The 21,280-nt window shown below is 42.5% G+C and carries 22 protein-coding genes and 1 tRNA gene; 6 read left to right on the top strand and 17 right to left on the bottom strand.

Features of this window, described 5'->3' with window-relative positions; all coding sequences use genetic code 11:
* Nucleotides 1-24: 24 nt before the first annotated feature.
* The 6 genes from LN995_RS00405 to LN995_RS00380 all read right to left on the bottom strand — a co-directional run bounded on the left by LN995_RS00405 (nucleotide 25) and on the right by LN995_RS00380 (nucleotide 7,862).
* Nucleotides 25-2,343, bottom strand: coding sequence for a TonB-dependent receptor (locus tag LN995_RS00405; RefSeq protein ID WP_229957346.1), 2,319 nt, complete (start codon nucleotides 2,341-2,343; stop codon nucleotides 25-27).
* Nucleotides 2,344-2,556: 213 nt separating this feature from the next.
* Nucleotides 2,557-3,669: a hemin-degrading factor gene (locus LN995_RS00400; protein WP_229957345.1), complete on the bottom strand. Its 1,113-nt coding sequence runs from the start codon at nucleotides 3,667-3,669 to the stop codon at nucleotides 2,557-2,559.
* A 169-nt stretch (nucleotides 3,670-3,838) separates the two neighbouring features.
* On the bottom strand, nucleotides 3,839-4,663 hold the full coding sequence (locus tag LN995_RS00395) for a heme ABC transporter ATP-binding protein (protein WP_417629334.1): 825 nt from the start codon (nucleotides 4,661-4,663) through the stop codon (nucleotides 3,839-3,841).
* Between the two features lie 10 nt (nucleotides 4,664-4,673).
* Nucleotides 4,674-5,792: a FecCD family ABC transporter permease gene (locus LN995_RS00390; RefSeq protein ID WP_229957343.1), complete on the bottom strand. Its 1,119-nt coding sequence runs from the start codon at nucleotides 5,790-5,792 to the stop codon at nucleotides 4,674-4,676.
* Between the two features lie 60 nt (nucleotides 5,793-5,852).
* Nucleotides 5,853-6,827: a heme/hemin ABC transporter substrate-binding protein gene (locus tag LN995_RS00385; RefSeq protein ID WP_229957342.1), complete on the bottom strand. Its 975-nt coding sequence runs from the start codon at nucleotides 6,825-6,827 to the stop codon at nucleotides 5,853-5,855.
* A gap of 387 nt (nucleotides 6,828-7,214) precedes the next feature.
* The gene (locus LN995_RS00380) at nucleotides 7,215-7,862 is read right to left on the bottom strand and encodes a LuxR C-terminal-related transcriptional regulator (protein ID WP_229957341.1); all 648 of its coding nucleotides are present in this window, start codon (nucleotides 7,860-7,862) and stop codon (nucleotides 7,215-7,217) included.
* A gap of 238 nt (nucleotides 7,863-8,100) precedes the next feature.
* Here LN995_RS00380 and hscB point away from each other — a divergent pair, with 238 nt between their 5' ends.
* Together hscB and LN995_RS00370 are read left to right on the top strand one after the other, a co-directional pair.
* Nucleotides 8,101-8,631 (top strand): Fe-S protein assembly co-chaperone HscB, encoded by a 531-nt coding sequence (gene hscB / locus LN995_RS00375; protein WP_229957340.1) that lies wholly within the window; start codon nucleotides 8,101-8,103, stop codon nucleotides 8,629-8,631.
* A gap of 24 nt (nucleotides 8,632-8,655) precedes the next feature.
* A tRNA-Leu gene (locus tag LN995_RS00370) sits at nucleotides 8,656-8,739 on the top strand.
* 107 nt (nucleotides 8,740-8,846) lie between these two features.
* On the opposite strand, the gene LN995_RS00365 is transcribed toward LN995_RS00370, so the two are convergent.
* The 4 genes from LN995_RS00365 to LN995_RS00350 form a co-directional block, all read right to left on the bottom strand.
* The gene (locus tag LN995_RS00365; protein WP_229957339.1) at nucleotides 8,847-9,053 is read right to left on the bottom strand and encodes a hypothetical protein; all 207 of its coding nucleotides are present in this window, start codon (nucleotides 9,051-9,053) and stop codon (nucleotides 8,847-8,849) included.
* Between the two features lie 57 nt (nucleotides 9,054-9,110).
* Nucleotides 9,111-10,217 carry a hypothetical protein gene (locus LN995_RS00360; RefSeq protein ID WP_229957338.1) on the bottom strand — a complete coding sequence of 369 codons (1,107 nt, stop codon included), beginning with the start codon at nucleotides 10,215-10,217 and terminating at the stop codon, nucleotides 9,111-9,113.
* 111 nt (nucleotides 10,218-10,328) lie between these two features.
* Entirely contained in the window at nucleotides 10,329-10,604 is a 276-nt protein-coding gene (locus tag LN995_RS00355) for a hypothetical protein (protein WP_229957337.1), read from the bottom strand.
* A 7-nt stretch (nucleotides 10,605-10,611) separates the two neighbouring features.
* Nucleotides 10,612-11,271 (bottom strand): rolling circle replication-associated protein, encoded by a 660-nt coding sequence (locus LN995_RS00350; protein ID WP_229957336.1) that lies wholly within the window; start codon nucleotides 11,269-11,271, stop codon nucleotides 10,612-10,614.
* A 354-nt stretch (nucleotides 11,272-11,625) separates the two neighbouring features.
* Between LN995_RS00350 and LN995_RS00345 the strand changes: the two genes are divergently transcribed.
* Together LN995_RS00345 and LN995_RS00340 are read left to right on the top strand one after the other, a co-directional pair.
* Complete coding sequence (locus LN995_RS00345) at nucleotides 11,626-11,922, top strand: porin (RefSeq protein WP_229957335.1); 297 nt, start codon at nucleotides 11,626-11,628, stop codon at nucleotides 11,920-11,922.
* A gap of 254 nt (nucleotides 11,923-12,176) precedes the next feature.
* Complete coding sequence (locus tag LN995_RS00340; protein ID WP_229957334.1) at nucleotides 12,177-12,662, top strand: lipoprotein; 486 nt, start codon at nucleotides 12,177-12,179, stop codon at nucleotides 12,660-12,662.
* A 332-nt stretch (nucleotides 12,663-12,994) separates the two neighbouring features.
* On the opposite strand, the gene LN995_RS00335 is transcribed toward LN995_RS00340, so the two are convergent.
* Nucleotides 12,995-13,297, bottom strand: coding sequence for a hypothetical protein (locus LN995_RS00335; RefSeq protein WP_229957333.1), 303 nt, complete (start codon nucleotides 13,295-13,297; stop codon nucleotides 12,995-12,997).
* A gap of 205 nt (nucleotides 13,298-13,502) precedes the next feature.
* Here LN995_RS00335 and LN995_RS00330 point away from each other — a divergent pair, with 205 nt between their 5' ends.
* On the top strand, nucleotides 13,503-13,805 hold the full coding sequence (locus LN995_RS00330) for a hypothetical protein (RefSeq protein WP_229957332.1): 303 nt from the start codon (nucleotides 13,503-13,505) through the stop codon (nucleotides 13,803-13,805).
* Nucleotides 13,806-14,011: 206 nt separating this feature from the next.
* On the opposite strand, the gene LN995_RS00325 is transcribed toward LN995_RS00330, so the two are convergent.
* Both LN995_RS00325 and LN995_RS00320 read right to left on the bottom strand, forming a co-directional pair.
* Nucleotides 14,012-15,202: a PQQ-dependent sugar dehydrogenase gene (locus tag LN995_RS00325; protein ID WP_229957331.1), complete on the bottom strand. Its 1,191-nt coding sequence runs from the start codon at nucleotides 15,200-15,202 to the stop codon at nucleotides 14,012-14,014.
* A gap of 136 nt (nucleotides 15,203-15,338) precedes the next feature.
* Nucleotides 15,339-16,493: an alpha/beta hydrolase gene (locus LN995_RS00320; RefSeq protein ID WP_229957330.1), complete on the bottom strand. Its 1,155-nt coding sequence runs from the start codon at nucleotides 16,491-16,493 to the stop codon at nucleotides 15,339-15,341.
* 206 nt (nucleotides 16,494-16,699) lie between these two features.
* Here LN995_RS00320 and LN995_RS00315 point away from each other — a divergent pair, with 206 nt between their 5' ends.
* On the top strand, nucleotides 16,700-18,901 hold the full coding sequence (locus LN995_RS00315; RefSeq protein ID WP_229957329.1) for a M3 family metallopeptidase: 2,202 nt from the start codon (nucleotides 16,700-16,702) through the stop codon (nucleotides 18,899-18,901).
* 83 nt (nucleotides 18,902-18,984) lie between these two features.
* Here LN995_RS00315 and LN995_RS00310 read toward each other — a convergent pair whose 3' ends face one another.
* The 4 genes from LN995_RS00310 to LN995_RS00295 all read right to left on the bottom strand — a co-directional run bounded on the left by LN995_RS00310 (nucleotide 18,985) and on the right by LN995_RS00295 (nucleotide 21,191).
* Entirely contained in the window at nucleotides 18,985-19,227 is a 243-nt protein-coding gene (locus LN995_RS00310; RefSeq protein ID WP_229957328.1) for a hypothetical protein, read from the bottom strand.
* Entirely contained in the window at nucleotides 19,220-19,363 is a 144-nt protein-coding gene (locus tag LN995_RS00305; RefSeq protein ID WP_229957327.1) for a Gfo/Idh/MocA family oxidoreductase, read from the bottom strand. Before LN995_RS00305 ends, LN995_RS00310 begins: the two co-directional genes overlap by 8 nt.
* A 102-nt stretch (nucleotides 19,364-19,465) precedes the next feature.
* Nucleotides 19,466-20,257: a 3-keto-disaccharide hydrolase gene (locus LN995_RS00300; RefSeq protein WP_317206914.1), complete on the bottom strand. Its 792-nt coding sequence runs from the start codon at nucleotides 20,255-20,257 to the stop codon at nucleotides 19,466-19,468.
* 22 nt (nucleotides 20,258-20,279) lie between these two features.
* Entirely contained in the window at nucleotides 20,280-21,191 is a 912-nt protein-coding gene (locus LN995_RS00295; RefSeq protein WP_229957326.1) for a sugar phosphate isomerase/epimerase family protein, read from the bottom strand.
* Nucleotides 21,192-21,280: the final 89 nt, after the last annotated feature.

Below are 21,280 nucleotides of genomic sequence, written 5' to 3'. Positions count from 1 at the left end.
GAAAATAAAATTGAAGAATGATTACTAGTTACTGCCCATATGCAGTATAAGGCCTGCGAAACACACTCTGCCAGATAAAGACGGCTCATAAATATTTTTGACAGCAAACAGATTATTCACACCCGCTTCTAAAGTCAGCTGCTTCAGCAGTTTTTTAGCAGCCGTTATATTCCATGTAAAGTAGCCATCGGCATATTCCTGATCCACGTCCAGAATCTGATTCCCATTGACATCTCCGGTACCAAATCGCCCCCTGTACAGACCTCGAAGTGAGAGATTGAAGTCATACTGCTGATTATCATAAAAAATCTTAACATTACCGGAATGCCTGGAGCGGTTGAATAACCCACCATAATCTGCTGGTTTAACATGCATAACTTCACCTGTCGCAGGATCTCTTTTGTACACTTCGCCGTTCTCCAGCTTCTCTTTTACCTCTACATCTTTGGCATCTAAAAACTGGTAGCCAAGGCTTAAAGTAAGGTTATGCAGGGGCTTATAATCTGCCTGCACCTCTACTCCCTGCGTTACCACTTTAGAGACATTAACGTAGCTGTACACACTCTGCCCATTTACTTTGGTAGCAATTGGTAAAGTCTGTATCAGGTCGTGAATATTATTGCGGTAAGCATTCAGGTTTACGTCAAGAATATTTTTGAGAGCACTTATGTGTAAGCCCATGTTATAGGCCATAGAATTTTCTGCTTTTATTTCTCCAATAGTGGCAGGATCAATTAAAATTCGGGCAATCTGCCCTTCCTGCTCCAGGCGTTCTACTCCCTCATTAGCCAAACGGGAGCCAAAAACACTGTAGCCAGCTACGGCGTTCGTAAAGTTCAGCAACAGTTGCCGAAAGTCGGGGGCTTTGTAACCACCTCCTGCTGAAGCCTGCACCGCCAGCCAGGGAAGCACCTCGTATTTTGCCGAAAGCTTTGGGCTAAATCTGGAAGCATAAGCATTATGATGATCATAGCGCGCACCAGCTACTATATTCAGCCGACTTCCGGGTGACCACTGATGCTGGCCGAAGACAAAAGTTGTTTTAAACTGGTTCTGGTCGTCGTAACGGGTAGCTTCTACCTCTTCCAAGGTATAACCTGCGCCTAGCGTACTGATATGATGCTTCTTAAACGGCACATCCAACTGAAACTGAGAACGGTTGAAAAGCTGGTTAAAGTAGCTTTCATCATACACGGAAGCATCATCTGTATACCGCATATCTGAATCAGTTTTATAACGTGAGGTATAGTTCTCCAGCGTCAGTTTACTGTTACTACCGAATGTGTACTCCAGCGTTGGCATTAGGCTCCAGTCCTGACGGTTCGCCTTTTCAAAAATAATCCGCTCCACATCACTGTCTGATACTCCGTACAGGTTCTCCTGATCTTCGGTGTACCACCTGGCTGAAACCTTTGCCTTTAACCTGGAGCTAAAGGAATAGCTAACTTTAGGATTAAGGGTATAAGAAGTAAAGGGAGGTGCTGTCCGGCCTACTTCACCCGGAGTTAAATCGTAGCCATCAGAAGATAACCTGTCAGCAAAAAGGTAGAATCCTAAGCTACCTTTATTCAAACGTATATCAGCACTTGTATTTAAGGTCTGAAAAGAGCTGTACCTTGCCCTGGCAGTAGAGGAAAAAGGAGCGATACTTTTTTTAGTGATGATATTCACTACACCAGCCATAGCTTCGCTACCGTATAAAGAGGAAGCAGGACCTTTGATAACCTCCACGCGTTCGATGTTACCAACAGCCAAACGTGTAAGGTCCAGTACGCCTGTTGTTCTACCTATCACAGGTTCCCCATCTACCAGAATCAGCACATAGTCTGCTGATAAACCTTGGATTTGTAAACCTGTGCCATGATCTGAAATAATCTGTAGCCCCGTTTGTTCAGCCAGCACCTCGTTGAGCCGCACGGAACCCATGCGCTGAATCTGTTCTGCTGAGATAACATTAACCGGAATAGGCACATCTTTGATATGCTGTTCCATACGTGTGGCTGTTACCACTACCTGTTTCAGTTCATCCACTTTCTCTTTAAGCTGAATTACCAGGTGCTGCTTTTGCCCCGCCTTGACACTTATCTCCTTTACCCGGTCCTGGAAACCAACTGCTGAGACATGTACTTTTTGTAGGCCTTCCGGTACCTTTGTTAGCGTAAACTTTCCTGCTTCACTAGCCGCACTTCCTATGTTATATCCCTCCAACTGAATAGTAGCATGTGCTAGCGGAGCACCGGCAACATCGGTTACCTCACCGGCTAAAGTGCCATAACCCTGCGCAAAAGCCGGAGTTACTACCACTGAGACATAAGCCAGCATTATAGAAACAATAAGTTTCATAGTTTTATCTTATCAATAGTATCAGATTGCACAAATTCAAGGGGGCTGCTTTATTGAATATAAATATTCCTAAAGCTCATATTATCCTATATGTGTTGGATTGTTTACGACTTGTTCTATTCGTGTAAACTTTTTTATAGCGGCATTAAAGTAGGCACCCAGCTATATTTCCTGCAAAGAATCAACTTAAGGCACAGTAATAGCTGCTGTATGCTATACGTTCTGTAAGTTTACTAAAAGAGTTAGCTCACTAACAATCTTTCTCCACTCCTCCATCTCTGGCTGCCCGGGTTTACGAAGACCAAAGAAGCTTAGCACCAGCTCTTTGTTTTCATCAAAAACTTCCACTGAGGTTACAATATCGTCCCTGGTTGGTTTGCGCACAATCCATGCAGTTGCTACTGTATCCTGGCGCAGGTGCATGTTAAAGGAAGGGTCCAGCACATTTACCCAGGTTTCAGGGCCGTTATGTCCTCGCTCAAGCACACGCACTGTTTTCACCTTATCCTGATGAATCTGAATATTGCCGCGATTTCCGACAAAAATCATAACAGGAAGCTTGACCTCCGCTGCTGACTCCAGAATTTGTAAGGTACTCGACGCAGCAACCGGAAAGGTAAATATGTTTCGTGCCAATTCCAGTGCATCGTGCCGGTGTATGTTGTGTTTAGCTAACATACCATGGAAATCATGCGTATCTTGCAGCTCTGACCAATCACCCAGAAAATCCTTGGTGTCAATTTCTCTGGCGTATACTTTTGCTGCATATGGCTGAGTATATTGCTCCGGGCTTTGGTCTTCGGAACGGAAATCCTGCACCAGGCGATAGTAAGCATCATAATCACTTTTGCCTTCCTGCAGGTACACTTTCAGAACAGCATCCCCAGCTTTATCAAAAACCTGTAGGCTGGTAAGCTGGCGACCACTTTTCTCCTGCTCCACTGCAAAAGCCACATGCCATTTAAAGAAGAACATCCTCGCTTCTATCGGGCCTATCACAGTACCTACTCCCCCGTTACCGGAACATGGTACATTTATATCAGCAAAAACTCCTTTATGCTCCAGAATACAACTTTCGTTACGGGTTAATGCCATCACATGCCCTAACTCTGGCAAGCGCTTTACCAGATCATGCCAGTTAGGAGCAAGCCGAATGCAGTTTTCACCTATTGTGGTGGCCAGTAAAGCAGCTTCACTTGTGTTAAGCTCTTTGGCCGCCTCCCGTATGCGCAGATAAGGTTTAGCATTTTGGATACCTTTCCATGCCTTTGATAACACTGCTGCCGAACTGTTTCTAACTGATGCGTCTATTGTTATATCTTCCATTGTTTTAAATTTAAATTTTTGTTCTTTCTGATTTTAATTTAATGATGTCTGCAACAGCACCTTGTCCTTTAGCAGGCTTTAAGACTGATTTAGACTTTACTCCTTATGCGACAAACTGTCCCCCTGCTTCACGCTTCTTTCTGAACAGCTTCCACTGTAATGAAAACCTTTAGACATGCTCCAAAGGATGCTTTTTAAGTAACAGATGACTTTTACTTAATGGCATTGTCATAACATGATGCTTTCCGCAGCAAGCATTGCACAGTACCTGTACCGGATGCGAGAAAGTATAACGAAGTACATCCTCCTGCATCAATTCTGCTGTTTTGCCCTGTGCCACTGTTTTTCCATTCTTCATAAAAAGAACCTCATCAGCATACTGAGCAGCTAAGTTCATATCATGTAAAATAGCTAATACACCTATCTCCTCCTGCTGTGTAAGCTCTTTTGCAATGTGCAACATAGCGTGCTGCTGTGCTATGTCGAGGCTTGAAGTTGGCTCATCAAATAACAGAAAGCGTGGCTGACCTGCCTTGTGCTCCCTAGTGATCTGGGCAATTACCCGCGCCAACTGCACCCGCTGCTGTTCACCACCCGATAGTTCGATGTACTTTCTATCAGCAAGAGCCATAATATTGGTATCTTCCATTACTTTATTTGCTATTACCAGGCTCTTACTTCGGGGCTCCCGATGCGGAAGCCTTCCCAGTTGTACAATCTCCCGGGCAGTGAAAGGGAAGTTTACCTGTACACTCTGAGGCAGCACTGCTCTTATCAGCGATAGTTCATGTGCCTTATATTTCCCTAACTCTTTCCAGTTAAGCATAACATTGCCAGAGCCTGCCTCTATTTCACCGGATAGTACCTTTAACAGCGTTGATTTGCCTGCACCGTTCGGCCCCAGCACTGCCGTGAAAGCACCTGGCTGCACCACTATGCTTACCTCCTGAAGTATTTGCTTGGCCCCTCTGGCTAAATTTATATTTTGAGCGATATACATAGGCTTAAATTATCCGTTTCTTTTTCGCATTTAGCAGCAACCAGATGAAGAAAGGAGCACCCAGTAAGGCGGTCACAATGCCTATCGGCAGTTCAGAAGGTATTACCACCGTTCTGGCAGATAGGTCTGCAAGCAGCAACACGATAGCCCCTGTAAGCATAGCACCCGGAAGCACTACATGATGATCTGGTCCAAAAGCTAACCGTAAAATGTGTGGCACCACCAGCCCAATAAAACCTATCATACCTGTGAGCGATACAGAAGCACCTACCGCCATAGAGCTTAGCAGAATAACCAGGTATTTTACCTGCTCTACATTTACCCCCAGGTGGTATGCTTCCGCCTCTCCCAGGGATAGTGCGTTTAGCTGATCCCGCAGCAGTGTCAGTGCGAGGGTGGGTAGTAATACCATTGGCAGGGCAATACTCATCCGGCTCCATGAAGCCCCTCCAAGGTCTCCCATACTCCAGAAAGTAAAGCTTCGTAAGGCCGCGTCATCAGCAAAGTATAAAACCAGACCAACTAAGGCTCCTGCTAAAGCATTGATGGCTATTCCACCTAAAATGAGTATCGTAATATCAGTTTTACCTTGCCTGTGTCCTAAGGTATAGGTAAGCATTGTAGCGACAAGTCCGCCAACAAAAGAGAACACCGGCAGGAAGAAGGAACTTGTAAAAGCTGCTCCCCAAATGCCTTGTATGCTAGTTCCAAACACAATGGCCACTACGGCAAACAAAGCCGCACCACTCGATACTCCAATCAACCCCGGCTCAACCAGCGGGTTACGAAACAAGCCCTGCAGCGAAGCTCCTGATACCCCCAGCGCTGCACCTACTACCATGCCTAATACAACACGAGGCAAACGTATGTGCAGCAATACCCTCTCCTGCTGTAATGTAAAATTATCAGCGCCCCCTCCTACCTGGTGCAGCATTATAGAAAGAACTTCGGGCACCGAGACAGCTACCGCTCCTACCTGCAGGGAAACCACAAAAAAGCCTGCAAGTAGTACAGCTAACCCGGCAAGTATTATCCAGGTGCTGTTGGCGGTACCTCTGGCATTTATACTATTGATCATCATAGAATCAAAATCAAGTAAAGAAGTATAATAAAAGCTAAACACAGCAGTTGTTTAACCACCTGTTTCTATCGGAACAAACCTTACACAGCAGGAAAACTGTCTCTATTGAACAGACGCAGTAGCCTGTAATTCAGGATGTATCTTTAGCACCAGTTCATCCACAGCTTTACCCACACGCGGACCAAAACCGGATAGGTACAGACCATCCATAGCAATAATATTCTTTTTTTTACCTGCCGTAGTTTCCTTTATGCCTGGAATAGACATAATGCCCTCTACTCCCCCTAAGCTTTGCTGTCCCGAATCAAAGAATAGCAGATAATCTGGGTTAGCAGCAATAACGGCTTCTGCAGTTAAGGGCTTAAACTCTTCCAGTTGGTTTACAGCAAGTTGTCCGCCAGCAAGATTTATCATTTTCTCAGCAAAGGTATTTTTCCCGCCAATGTTGAGTGTGCCCTGTCCGCGGGCGTACACAAAGAGTACTTTGGGCCTGGAAGAGGCTTCAGCCAAGTGTTTGTTAACCTGCGCAAAATCAGCTTCGATCCGTTCCTGCAGTTCTTTCGCTTTTGCCTCTTTACCCAACAGCTTACCCAGCTGCTGCACCATTTTTATGGTGCTTTCTTTAGATAAATTATTTTCGACTACATGCATCGCCACACCTGTGCTGCTAAGTTGATCTACCACGCTTTCATCCAGGTAATCAGCTTCGGCTAATACAAAGTCTGCACCTGTTGAAATAATGCCTTCTGCTTTAATATTGTTACGGTACCCCATAGACGGCAACTGCTGCATATGCTTGGGGTAAGTACTTGTAAGATCAGTAGCCACAATGGCATTGCAGTCGCCCAGGGCACAGACTATTTCTGTAACCGTGCCGCCTAATGTTACCATCTTTTTAGCAGGCACAGTCTCAGCAGCTGTTATTACCTGATGCTCTTTTGCCTGAGCGACCTCGTCAGTGCCCGGTTTACAGCCTGTTGGTACGAAGCTGAAAGCTGCGCCACAAAGCAAACCAACCCACCATTTTACTGGTTTACCAAGGCCGCTGATTTTATAGATATTGTTTCTTAAGACCATTTCAGTTGCTATTTTATTTAGAACTATTCTAAACAGAAACAAAGGTATCCGGTTCAACAGCATCAGGCAATCGCTGGAAGTAGCCAATTTAGTACACTATTAGTAGCATAGGCTATAGCTATAAGTAGTTAGCTAGTAGTTGACAAGTACTTATAAATAGCAGGATTACGAACGATACATGGCATATAGTTTCTTGATGAATGCACATAATATAATCCGATTTCGGTATGTGGGGCAAGCATAATCGCAGGAGCTTTATAACTCAACCTAAAGGTTATTCTAAAAGAAGAATTTATACAAGAGTAGAATTTATACCTATGAATGCTAGGGCCAAAGTTAAGGTCTAAACACTAACCAGAACCTAAATTAGTTATGCTATTTCAGTACTTATCTAATCTTAACAATACCTAAATCCAGGGCTTTTACAATAAGCTCGGCTGGAGACTTGATCTGCATTTTGCGAAGGATGTTTTTGCGATGGGAATTGATAGTATGTGGACTAAGAAACAGCTGTTCAGCTATTTCTGCGGTAGACTTTCCTTCCGCAATGAGCTGTATAATTTCTAGTTCGCGAGGTGTAAGATTAATTTTTTCAGTTATTGGCTCCGGGGCACTTTTATTTTCAGCCAATATTACGTCCAGCACTTTGCTGCATATGTAACGCTCTCCTTTAGCGGTCGCATACAGGGCATTCAGTATCTCCTGCTCCCCACACTCTTTCAGCACATAACTGCAGATACCATGGTTAAGGGCCTCTAGTATAGTTTCTTTATCAGAATGAGTAGTAATAACCAACAGGTTTGTTTGTGGAGCCGTTGCTTTTAAAGTCACCACATCTTCTAAACTGAAACCTTCTGATTGTGCACAATCTATAGTTACTACCTCTGGATGCAGCTCCTGTGATAGTGATAGTAGCTCTGCCGGAGTCTCTGCCTCTGCGACAACATTGATGTCCTTTTGATCTGACAACAAAGCATGAATCCCTCTGCGGATCAGCAGGTTTGTGTCAGCAATCAAAACAGAGGTAGATTTCATTAAACAATAGTTTTAAGTAATATTCTGCTAAAGTATAGAAGAAAGCTTATGCTTCAAAATTTATTTAGACTAATTCTATACAATCAGCAAAAGGACTATACTCCTACCGCAGAAAAACAGTTACAGCAGATCGTCGTATCTCGTTTCTGCAGCTGATGCAAACATTACAGCCCTGAATACTGTACCTTTGCAACATATAAGGTTTATCTGCTAGTTTATTTACCACTTACTGATAAAGATGAATTACTTTGAATTTTATGATATACCAGAAGCTTTTCTACTGGATGAAAAAGCACTAAAGAACAAGTACTACCAGCTCAGCCGCGAGTTTCACCCGGACTTTTATGCAAACGAAAGCGAACAGAAGCAACAGGAAATACTGCAACTGTCTACGCAAAACACCAATGCCTACCGCACGCTTATCGACACTGACCTGCGCATGCAGTACATTTTAAAGGAGTATGGCCTATTGGAGGAAGGTAAAAATGAGTTACCGTCTGACTTTTTAATGGAGATGATGGAGTTGAACGAGGAGTTAATGGAGCTGGAATTTAACTTTGATGCAGATAAACTGCACGAGATAGGAGAAAAAAGCAACGGAATTACAGCACAATTAGACAATGATATTTTGCCTACTTTACAGCGATATCCTGATCTTCATGGAGTTACGAAAGAAGAGGCACTACAGGAGATAAAAACCTATTACCTGAAGAAAAAATATCTGTTGCGAATAAAAGAAACATTATCTAAGTTTGCAGCACGTTCCTGATAGTCGTTCAGGATTACAGTAATTGCCCAGGTGGCGGAATCGGTAGACGCGTTGGTCTCAAACACCAATGAGGTTACACTCGTGCCGGTTCGACTCCGGCCCTGGGTACATTTAACAAATAAAAATCCCTGTAAATCAATAGTTTACAGGGATTTTTTTGTTTTTGGGGGACGGTGTAGGGGACGGAATTTTCTAGTATAGACTCTTTGTTACAATTAGTCTTCCATATCTCTTCCGTGAAATCCCCATCTTGAACCCTGCTCAGTCAATTCATCAAAGGAGATAGTAGTAGCTTTATTATAGATATTTCTAACCTTATTTTCAGTTTCCAATGAACGACTATGAGTATCAATCAGATAAAGGGTAAGAAAAGTATTCCAAACCACAAGAAGTCCGATAATAAGTCTTGTTCTGTTTTGCATCACTCGTTTTTATTAATTTTCGTTTCTGTTAGAATTGTTGCACCTAATTTACCACTGCTAAAAGCCGCGTTTTAATCTTCTGAAAATTTCAGCTAAATTGATTTTAAAGCCCTGTCCCTCATAACTATTGAGCGAAACAATTCCAGGTATCACATCTTCTTCTTCTTCTGATTCTTTCTTTAAGCTATGTGACTCCAAAAGTTGCTTATATTGGTAGTTAGATAGTTGAAGCATTTCTATGGTTGAATCCTTAGCTTGGATTATGCTTGTCGCAAGTGAAAGTTGAGATTTTAGATGATAAAAGTTTGCTTCCCACTGCTTTGCAGCAATATCAGTTTGATTGGATATTTGAGCTTGAAAATTATGTGCATTAGGGGCATTTAAGTAAATAGTTAAGGCTTCTTTAATGCGCTCTAAACTCTCCTCTTTATTTGCTGGAATAATTTTAAAGAGAGTATGATTTAATTCCTCTTTGAGTTCAGTATCAACTTTGATACCCATATCAGCTATAAATTGCGTGAAATATACTAAGTATTGTTTACAAGCTGTTTTAATTTCTTCGGGAAATTGAAAATAAGTAAGTACGACTTCGCTATCTAGCGATTCTAAAAGCCTTTTATTAGTTTCATCTATAATTGTCTTAAGTATAGGTAAAAGAGTATCAATTTCTTGCCTAATTAGTGCGGTGCTGCTAGGAACTTTATACTCGATACCAAAGCCGTTTAACACTGTCTCATCGTCTTCCTGCCAATAACTGATTCTTTCATTTCCTAATCTGGCAATATTTGTTTCAAACTCTTTTGCAAGACTAGACATACTCCATGGTTTAGCCCAATGCTCCCAATCATTTAGTCGCAATTCTATGGTAGTGCAAGGAATTTCCTGTTTAAAATAGTGATTGCAATAAACCTTTATATCAAGAGAGTCATCCCACCAATTTACTTCACGAGGAAAAGTAAATTTTGAGAATGATTTACTAATTTCTTCGAAAGTGTGACTTGTTAGTATGTTTATAATTTCACTATTATAAAAGTGAGCACTTGGAGGATCACCGGCTAAATAAAATGAATCTTCATCAGCAACTCCATTGATTGTCAAATATGTGGTAGTTCGTTCACGCTCATCTTCCTGGATTGTTTTTTTATTGTATTGAATTGTTATCATCTTTTTTATCAATAGATTATTTATGTATGAATTGTTTAGACTTAAGTATATCATATACTATATATGTAAAAAAATTTAAAACAAAAAAACCGGTGTTACCCGGTTCTTCTGTTAAAATTCTTCTGTCTTCAATAAAGCAGAGTACTCCTCGCAACTCGGACAGTATAGAATGAAATCTATTGATTGTTGTATTCCTGCTTTATCCCAATGTAGCTGCTCCTCTTTTGGTAGCTCATCATATTCAAACTTATCTCTAGCCCTTCCGCATTTCCTGCAATTATTAAACTGGAATTGAAATAGTTCATGGATGCACATAGGACTTGCTATTCTAGGCTTATTATTGTTATTCTGGTTATTCTTCTTTTTTCTATTTCTTGATACTGGCATAATCACGTTAGTTTAAGTTCTTCAATGTTTGTCTGTTCTTGTTCTCAAGTCTATCATAAAACCTTATTGTAGTCTTATCGAGTGGGATAAGGTGAAGCGTGCAGAACTCAAGCGGTACTTCCTTAATCTCACCTTGCTTTAGCCTCTGTAGCCCTTCTAAAAAGTTGCAATCTGTATAGAAGTCGGTATATAGGGCAGAGATAGACTTAGAGCAGTTCCAAACCTGACATTTAAACTCAGCTTTATTCTTCGTGACGTACTTCGTGAGGTAAATCCCTACTTGCTTGGGGTTCTTCGTGTCTACTTTCTTCACATCAAAAGCTGAGGAAGCCTTGAAGCTCTCATCTCTTGGAACAATGCCGTTCCTTCTTTGGAGATCTAGCCAGTAGTTCCAGGTCTTTTGAATATCCCAGTACTTGTTAGTGATCATGTGGAAGTGAATGTTATCTGGAAAGACTTTATTCTCTGTCTGCCTTTCAGCAACCCACAAGTATTGGAAGTTCTTGCTCCTCTTCTTTGTGTTGTCGATAAACTTCCTGAGCACCTTGATAGCTTGCTCATCAGTTACCTCATTCACAAAAGTGAGCGTGACGAATGTTAGGCGCTTATGAAGCCGAGAGAAAGCAAAGAGATTCTTTCTGATTTTAGTCTTAGTCCGGCTAGACATAACCCGAACTTTATCAGTAGTATCTTTCTCCTGTTCCTTCTCAGCAGGTTCCTTCTTCTTTGGCTTAGACTTTACTTGCTTTTCCTGTCCAGAGACGAGCCGGAATACTTCGTATAGAATAGCCTTTTAGTTAGAGTTGTGCCTAGCACAGCGCTGCAACCGTACGTGTTTTTAACTAGCACGGAATCTGAATCGTTGCAGTATTATTAAAACCATAAAGGAGGGTGTAATGAAGGTTCGTAATACTGAAGGTTAAAAAAAAGAAAACAGATAGGAAGTTAGGAATGTGCTGTCCCCTGTAGAAGCGTCTGATGAAGTTGCCGCATCTACTGTCATACACATTCATGTATTTCCATGCTGGGTGCTTCTGTCAGCTCCCCAGAAATTTTTTCTTATTTCCTAAAAAAGTTCGATCAGAAGATTATTCCTCTTATCCGCTTTCAGTACTATGACGGTGGGAAAAAACAGGAATTAGATGCAAGGAGTTACACGGTAAAAGAATGTGAAACAGGAGTTGAATGGCATCCTATTGATCATTTTGAACTGGTTGCGGTTTACACACTCTCCGACCGTAGGTATGAAGATTATGAAAATCCGAATAATCATCAAAAAGGTGAGTTGGTGCGTTTACAAGCACAATTAAGTTTCTAAAAAGGCACAGGCTATATATAAAAAGCACCATCTGTTTTTTAATGGGCAGCTGGTGCTTTTTATATATAGCTGTTCAATTACTTGCCAAGCTTAGAAGCTTTGATAACACAAGAGGTATAAAGTAGAGACGGAGTATTAAACCTGAAAATAGCTAATTATTCACTTATCCAAAATTGTAATTAAATATAAACAACCACTGTATTAAATTACAAAAAAATAGCTAAATTATACAGTTTTAATTTTAATAGAAACTTATGAAAAAACTGTTATTCCCATTACTTATTCTTTTAATCCTTTCTGCTTGTATAGATGAAGAACCCGAACCTATTACAAAAATGGATCTTGTGGTTACGAAAGAAAATAAACTATCATCAGGAAGCATCACTGCAGAATCTAAGATGGCTATTATCCATGTTTGGCAAGCAGATAATCGAGAATTTGATGTAGATGCATCACCAGATATACAGTTAGGCTACGCCTATGATAAAGAAAGTAACTCTTTTCAGACCATGAACTATGGAGCAGTAGGCAAGCGAATGAATGAAAGAATAAAACCTGGCAGATATTTTATCTATGTGTTACTCCCTAAGTCTTCTGCCGAAGGCAGCCTTGCCTACTCCTATACATACTTCGATATTAAAGAAGGTGAAACAGCTAGCTTGAGCAAAACTTTCAGTTATGATGTTGCTTCAGGAGCGTTCGAAGCCTGGGAGAAAACCAGTGTACTACAACCTAAATAAAATGCAATATAAATTATTCTTAAGAAGCAGAAACTTCACTGATAATGATTAACATATACTGCTTAACCAATAAAAAACTCTGATAGCTACTTGGCTGCACCCTACACCAATGAACTACTATTTTAATCATACATAAAAGCCTTGTAAGTTTAAAGCTTATAAGGCTTTTATGTTTTGTAAAGCTACTTATAACTTCTGCATACATGTTAAAATGCCAGTCTTGAATCCGCCCGCTTGGCCCCTACTTTCGCGAAAGATTCTTGACTATTTTGACTATAAAGAAAGCTAGTTTCACTCAGAAGCTACAGAGTAAACCTTACGCCACAGCATTGCTACCCCCGCTCTATTATAATATACCTAGCTGAATACCCATTGTGCTTGTAAAGTTCTTGCAGTGCCGTAATAAACGATTTAAGAGCTGTTGTTTTCGTATTATAATTTGTGATTGGCTCCAGGTAATTCTTATATCCCTGCCCTTTAATGCGCCATACATAACTTCTGACCTCTGCTTCCTCCACCTCCATAAGGCTTTTTGCCAGTACCACACGCCGCATGTAAGGCAAGGCCGACTTCATACTCCGGTAATCTGAGAAAGCATATAGACGGTAGTAAGAGCTCAGTTTAATTGAATTCATAAAGGCAAAGATAACCGGATACGACGCTAACTGCTACCTCTGTTAATAGAACACGATCAAATTTTAGCACCTCGCCGTAAGCCATTGCTTTTATCTTGTTTTTTCCGTAAAACAATTATTTCAAAACCAATGCTGACAATTTGTAGCTTATCATGCTTTTGGCAAGACAGTTGATAAGTGTACTACTCAACCAAGAACATATAATATGGCGGTACTACTTACTTATGATGTTTCAGAAAAACAAACTGAGGTTAAAAATGGCATGAAAGCTATAGGTTACCAGGAATCATGGAGCTATGGCGATCACACCATTTCGCTGCCGGATGCATCCTTGTGGAAGGATGGCATCAATCGTAAACAACCAATCGATGACCTTAACAGCATCGTTTTATCTATCAACACAGGCCTTCAGGAGGAGGAAAAAATTAGGGTAGAAAGAGCTGTTGTAGTTGAGTTTGATTTTGATAGTGGCTGGTGGGCAATTGCTGGCGCCCCACATAAAGGTTAAGTGCAGTAATAAGTTTATAGTTTGATCCCAAACTTTATTGCTGCCCTGTTATTTATGGCAGAATAACAGGGCAGCAATAAAAATAAAATAGACGCAGCTCGTAAAGCTGCGTCTATTTTATTTTGAAAGTGTAGTAGACTGTTAGCAAAAACAATTTCAGATGTACCTGCCTATGTCTGTTTTATTATGTTCTTTTGGAAAAAGCATTACTTGGCTGTATAAGCAACACGGTAAACTACTCCATTGTCGTCGTCAGATATAAGTAAGGAGCCATCTTTGTGAACAGCTAAACCTACCACACGGCCAAACTCCTGCTTGTTGTTGTTTACCAAAAACCCTGTTACAAAATCTTCAAACTGCGTAGGCTTTCCATTATCAAACTGTACCCTGATAACTTTATAGCCAACAGGATTACTGCGGTTCCAGGAGCCGTGCAATGTAACAAAGGCGCTTCCTTTGTATTGCTGTGGGAACTGTGCTCCATTGTAAAAAACCAGGTCCATAGGAGCTGAATGGGCATCGTAAGTCATTTCCGGAAACTTTGTTTTTTTAGCATATTCCTCCCAACTCATGCCTTGAGGCGGCTCATCAGCAAGGTTTGGCTTACCGTCTTCGAAAACATAAGGCCAGCCATAGTCTCCGTCTTCCACAATTTTGTTAAGTTCTTCTTTTTGAGTCTCATCACCGAGCCAGTCCATGCCGTGGTCGAAGGCATACAGTTCCTTTGTTTGAGGGTGCCAGTCAAAGCCGATGGTGTTGCGTAGTCCAGTGGCATAAATCCGGCGACCACTTCCGTCAGCGTTCATCTGCACAAGCGTGGCATTTTCATCATTGGTCTCTTTACAAGCATTACAGGTACTGCCAACTGATACATACAGCTTACCGTCAGGACCGAACTCTATCGTGCGGTTTGCATGCTGCCCACCCTCCGGAAAACCTTTTGCAATCTCTTTTAAATCGCCTAATGAGCCATCATTATTAATGTTGGCTGTATAGATATCGTTTACTGTCATCAGGAAAATTTTACCATTGCGAATGGCAATGCCATGCATTCCTTCTTTGGTTGCAACTATTCTCTGCTGTTCTGCTTTGCCATCGTTATTTGTGTCACGCACCATGGTTACTGTACCTTTATCCCGGTCTGTGGCATACACTGTACCATCAGAACTTACAGCCAGCATGCGGGGCTTACCCAAATCTTCAGCAAATTTAGTAATGGTAAATCCAGCAGGCACTTTCAGTTGACGTACGCGTTCGTCTGTAGCCGGCACTTTAGCGGGTTTATAAATATGTCCTTCCATGGAGGCAGTTATAGGCTCTTTGCTGTTCTGTGCTGTAGCAGTCGTTAATGTTGCAAACGCAAGGCCAAGAAGCATTGAAATACTTTTTGTTTTCATAATTGGTTGTTAGATGCTGTTCTTCAAAATTTACTGTTTGTTTAGAATATGTACTGGAATGAAAGGCATATGTTATCATAAACAGGAAAAGGGCTTTAGAAGCCCTTTTCCTGTTTATGATAACATAACAAATAGTTTATTGTTCAAATGCTTCTCTCAACTCTTCGGCAGCCAGGTTCTGCGCCTCTTCTGCAGCCGGTACTACTGCAGCCATGCCAAAGAACTCATGCGTTACCCCTTCATATACCCTGGCGGTTACAGGAACACCTGCTTCCTCCAACCTGTCAGCGTAAGCCTGCCCCTCGCTTTGCAGTGGATCTATTTGGGCGTTAATAACCGTAGCCGGCGGTAAGTTCTCCAGGTTTGGTGCATCTACCAATGAAATCCATGGGCTTTCAGCATCAGCTTCTGTACGCAGGTACTTGTCAAAGAACCACATCATCAGCGGGCGGTTTAAAGGTTTCGCTTCTGCGTACATTTCATAAGATGGTGTATTAAAATCGTAACCAGCAATAGGGTAAACCAATAGCTGATGCACCGGCATTTGAACGTTTCTGTCACGGGCCATCATGCTCACAGCAGCAGCTAAGTTACCTCCTGCACTCTCCCCGGCCACAGCAATACGATCCAGATCTACGTTAATGGAGGCAGCATTATTTACTACCCACTCATAAGCCGTAAAAGAATCTTCATGCGCTGTTGGGAACTTGTACTCCGGGGCCTGACGGTATGCAACGGCTACTACTACTGCACCTGTTTTCTCAGCTAAAGCACGAGCCGATGCATCATATGTATCGATGCCAGCAATTACCCAGCCACCACCATGGTAGTAAACAATTCCAGGAAAAGGTCCTGTGGCATTACGTGGTGTGTAAGTACGTAAATGTATCATACCGCCGTCTACTGCTATCTCCATTCCGGCAGTATCTACCTGCGAAGGAGGCACAGGAATATTGTTATTCTCCATTACTGCCATAGCTGCATCTGCTGCTGTAGGAGCCATACGTGCTTCTTCAGCAGTACGCTCATATAGCGGCGGTCCTGTCTGCAGGCTATCGAGCGCCTCAATTACAGCTAGCATCTCATCGCTAATGGTAGGCCCCCACTCCGGCCTTGGCCCGTCTGGCTCTATATCCATATCAGAATCATCGTCATTGCAGGAAGACACCATAACCACCACACCAAGGATGGTAAATAAGCGCATCATGCGCAGCCAGCTTCCTCCTAACAAAGTCTTTTTAGCAGGTGCCTGCGACCCAGACTTTGTTACCCCCTTTAATTTTGCTTTCATAGTTGTTGTACTTAATGTATAATTTAGATTTCATATGAGTACGAAGTTGTCATACTCAAGTTTTTATACTTACGTAAAAAGCTCTATTAGCAGCCCCGCCTCAAGTATTAATCAGAAAAAGCCTGTCAGCATTTTTTAGTAACTTGCAAATTATTTATCATATAGCAGCATAAGACCAAGATGCTGCATACTCACTTTAATTACCTATGGGAAACCCAATTATAACAGCTGGCAAACGATCAGGCTTACTCATCCTGCTGGCTTTGGCAAGCTGCACTTCTGGGCAAGTGCAGGAAAAATCTCAACAATCACAAGCAGTTATGGAGCAGAAGCAAAGCTTTGACAATGTTTTACTGGCTGAATGGACTGGACCTTATGGCGGTGTTCCTGCTTTCGACAAAATGAGCTTGGCAGATTTAAAACCTGCCATTGAAAAAGGGATGGCTTTGCAATTGGCCGAAATTAATGCCATTGCCACTAACCCCGCTGCCCCTACTTTCGAAAACACAATAGAAGCTCTTGAAGGAGCAGGAGAACCGTTAAGCAGAGCTCTTCTTTATTATGGTATCTGGAGCAGTAATATGTCGTCGCCTGAGTTCCGTACCATACAGGCAGATCTTGCCCCACAGCTATCTGAATTTTCCTCTAAAATTTCTCAGAATGGAAAACTGTTTGAGCGCATTAAAACTGTTTATGAGAATGCACAGAAAAAGCCTCTTCCGGCTGATCAGCAACGTGTAGTGCAACTGGTGTATGAAAGCTTTGCTATGGAAGGCGCTGACCTTGATGCAGCAGCTAAAGAACGCTATGCAGCCATCAATAAAGAGCTTTCTTCGCTTTACACTTCTTTTGCCAATAATGTTTTAGCGGATGAAGAGAAGTATGTAACCTACCTTACTAAGGACCAGCTGAGCGGACTGCCGGAGTCTTTTGTCAAAGCGGCAGCGAAAGCAGCAGCAGATCGTGGTCAGGAAGGCAAATATGCCGTAACCAATACCCGTTCTTCGATGGACCAGTTCCTGACTTATTCTGATGAAAGAGCTTTAAGAGAAAAGGTATGGAACACGTATTATTCTCGTGCTGATAATGGAGATGAAAATGATAACAACGCAAATATTGCCAAAATCTTAGAGCTAAGAAATGAGCGTGTAAAGCTGATGGGCTATAATAACTATGCAGAATGGCGCCTGCAAAACCGTATGGCTAAAACTCCGGAACACGCCATGGACTTAATGAATGCTGTTTGGCCGGCTGCCCTTGCAAGAGTTAAAGAAGAAGTAGCTGATATGCAAAAAGTGGCCAATGCCGAGGGGGCCAGCATTAAAATTGCCCCCTGGGACTACCGTTATTATGCAGAAAAAGTACGCAAACAAAAGTATGACCTTAACTCTGAAGAAGTAAAACAGTACCTGGAGCTGAATAACCTGACACAGGCGCTATTCTTCACCGCAGGAGAACTGTTCAACTTCAACTTTAAACCAGTACCTGCTGGCAGCGTACCTGTTTTTCATGAAGATGTGAAGGTATGGGAGGTAACAGATAAAACCACCGGCGAACACATAGGTTTATGGTATTTGGATGCATTTGCACGACAGGGTAAACGCTCTGGTGCCTGGGCATCGCCTTACCGTAGCCACACGACCTTTAATGGTCAAAAAACAGTACTGGCTTCTAACAACTCCAACTTTATCAAGCCTGCACCAGGCGAACCACTTCTAGTTTCCTGGGATGATGCCACTACGTTTTTCCATGAGTTCGGGCATGCTTTACACTTTCTGTCTTCTAATGTAAAGTACCCGACTTTGAACAGTGGCGTGCGCGACTATACCGAGTTCCACTCTCAGTTATTGGAGCGTTGGCTGTCTACTGATAAGGTGATCAATCAGTTCTTAAAACACCATAAAACTGGTGAAGTAATTCCTGCTGACTTAGTTGCTAAAATTAAAAAAGCTTCTACGTTTAACCAGGGTTTTGCTACTACTGAGTTCTTAGCTTCTGCCCTAATGGATATGAAGTTCCACTTGGCTAACCCTGAAGGCTTAGATCCTGACCAATTTGAAAGAGAAACATTAGAGGCTTTAAACATGCCAAAAGAAATTGTGATGCGTCACCGTTCGCCGCACTTTGGACATGTATTCTCAGGTGAAGGCTATGCAACAGGTTACTACGGATACCTATGGGCTGACGTACTAACCTCTGATGCAGCAGAAGCTTTTGAAGAGGCTCCAGGTGGTTTTTACGATAAAAACGTAGCTGCGAAATTGGTGAAATACCTGTTTGCCCCTCGCAACTCTATGGACCCAGCCGAGGCTTACCGTTTGTTCAGAGGCCGTGATGCTAAGATTAATGCTTTGATGCGTGATCGTGGTTTTCCGGTTCCGGCAGAGCAGCCACAATCTAAGAAGTAAACACGCGTACCTTTCTATAATACTTTTAAACAGCAGTGGCAGGTAATTGTTACCTGCCACTGCTGTTTAAGCTTTAAAGTAATTTATGATACTATAGTCACAGGTACTTCGGCCCCATTTCTTTCTGGGGAAACATAGCCAGCATAAATAGTGGCAATTACGTCAGCAGCCAAATGGCTATTACTTTCTATCTGCTCACCATAAGCTGCCGATCTGTAAAAAGCATCCTTCTCATGCTGATATCCGGCAAACCAGCCTTCATCCGGAGAAATGGATGACCACCCCTGCTTCGTTTCTGTTTTCTCTACCAAATAAACATCAAGCATGCAGGTTTGCAGGCGAGGGTGAGTATACTCCAGTTATTTTGACCTTAGCACTGAAAATACGCTGCAACGCCTCATAATGAAACTTTGCAGCAAAGCCAGAGCCTACTATTCCTGCTCTTACGACTTTCTTATCCATAGATAAATGATGTAGCTTAGCCTGGTGTAGTTAGTAATATGCTGATGATCTTTTCAATTAGAAACGCACAAGACAAGATTAATTTATTTAACTTTCCTTCTGTTAATTCAGAACTCGCAGCTTAATGTTGCGGTAATGTACTTCATCGCCGTGGTCCTGCAGCAGAATATGTCCCTTAGGTGCCTCTCCAAAGTTCTCATATTTTTTGTACTTACTGTCAGCCACTAAAGCCCGAAACTCAGGGCTACCTCTTTCGTATTCTACTACTTTAGTACCACTAAGCCAGTGCTCCACATGGTTGTTATTAGATACAATACGTATCTGGTTCCACTCTCCAATGGGCTTTGCTTGCTTGTTCTGAGCAGTGATTAAATCATACAACGAGCCGATAGTTCTGTTGCCATTTTTCCCCATTTTAGCATCCGGGTGCAGATCATCATCCAGAATCTGAAACTCCAGGCCTATCGCTGAACCCGGGCTTTTAGGCAGACGCTCCGTTACATAGTACTTTACTCCGCTGTTTGCACCAGGTGTTAATTTAGTCTCTAATGTCAGCTCAAAGTTTTCGTACTGATCCACCGTAATAATGTCGCCTCCGTTCTGCGACTCACTGCCATCTGATTTCACCACAACCAGTTCGCCGTCTTCTACCTTCCAGCCTTGTTCCGGGAAAGAATCTTTATAAGCTCCCCGCCAGCCATTCGTGCTTTTCCCGTCAAACAACAATTTCCAGCCGGCATCTTTTTCAGCTTCTGTAAGTGTGTTATCCGTGTTACTCGCCATAGCATTAGTTTCTGTTTGAGGTGGTGCCCCTGTTGCCTGTTGATTGCTTTGGCAGGCAGTTACTGCTACAGCTGTAACTGCACCAATAAACGTTATCTTTAACTTGTTCATTTTTGGGCGATTTATCGAACATTTACACTCTCATTCCTTTTCCTTTAAGGTAATTGCGACTAACCTGAGCGCATTGCAGCGGCGTCTTCCCCTTATCCGGTACGGAGTCCAGTTCTACAATACCCCAGCCTTGAAAGTTAATTTGCTGCAGAGCATCAAAAACAGCCGGCAAGTCTACTTCCCCCTGCCCCAGCTCTACAAATTTGTAAGCTTTTGGGCCTTCTTCCGGCACCGGCCGCACATCCTTGAGGTGCAGTGCTTTTAATCTGCCTTTATATTTCTGTATAGCTTGCGCCGGGTCGCCTCCGCCCTGGTGATAATGGGCTACATCCAGCAGCAATTTTACATATTGCTCATTGCTGTTTTCTATAATAACATCAACCTCCTCTGGTGTTTCGCCAAGCTGATGCATGTGGTTGTGGTAGGCTGTAAGTATACCTATCTCGCTGGTGCGCTTGCCTATCTCATTCAGTAAGCGCCCATACTGCTGCAGATCTGCTGTGCTGGGTGTGCCCTCTTTGGGGCGGGACGAGTTGGTTACCTGAATGTATTGCCCGCCCAGTGCTTTTACAAACCTGGCATGATCCACATGCTGCTGTATCACGGCCTCATCATCACCTGTATTAATGTTTGCGTTTCCACTAGAGAACATAGCCAGCTCCAGCCTGTGCTGGGCCAGTAACTTATGCAGCTCCTCAGGTTTATCGCCAAACTCCTTTAGTGCATTAGACCTAAGCTGTATTCCTTTAAAACCTAACGAAGAGATCTCTTTTACTGCCTGTCTGTCGTTGCCTCCCCACGTAATGGCGGAATAGCCAAGCTTTAAACCAGGCACGGCAGCTTGTGCAGAATTTACATAAGATATAAAAGGCAGGGCAGCTGCTGCAACTCCTAGCTTGCCTAAAAAACTTCTGCGTGTTTGTTTTGATGCCATAAGTGCAATTAGATTAAAGATATAAATACATTAAACGTTACCTCTGCCCTTACCAGGCTAAAAGCAGAGGTAACTTGTTTTATTCAATC

The organism is Pontibacter silvestris, from assembly GCF_020907275.1.
Classification (GTDB): Bacteria; Bacteroidota; Bacteroidia; order Cytophagales; family Hymenobacteraceae; genus Pontibacter; species Pontibacter silvestris.
Note: the sequence above shows the minus strand (reverse complement) of the source record. Positions and strands in the feature narration are given on the sequence as shown.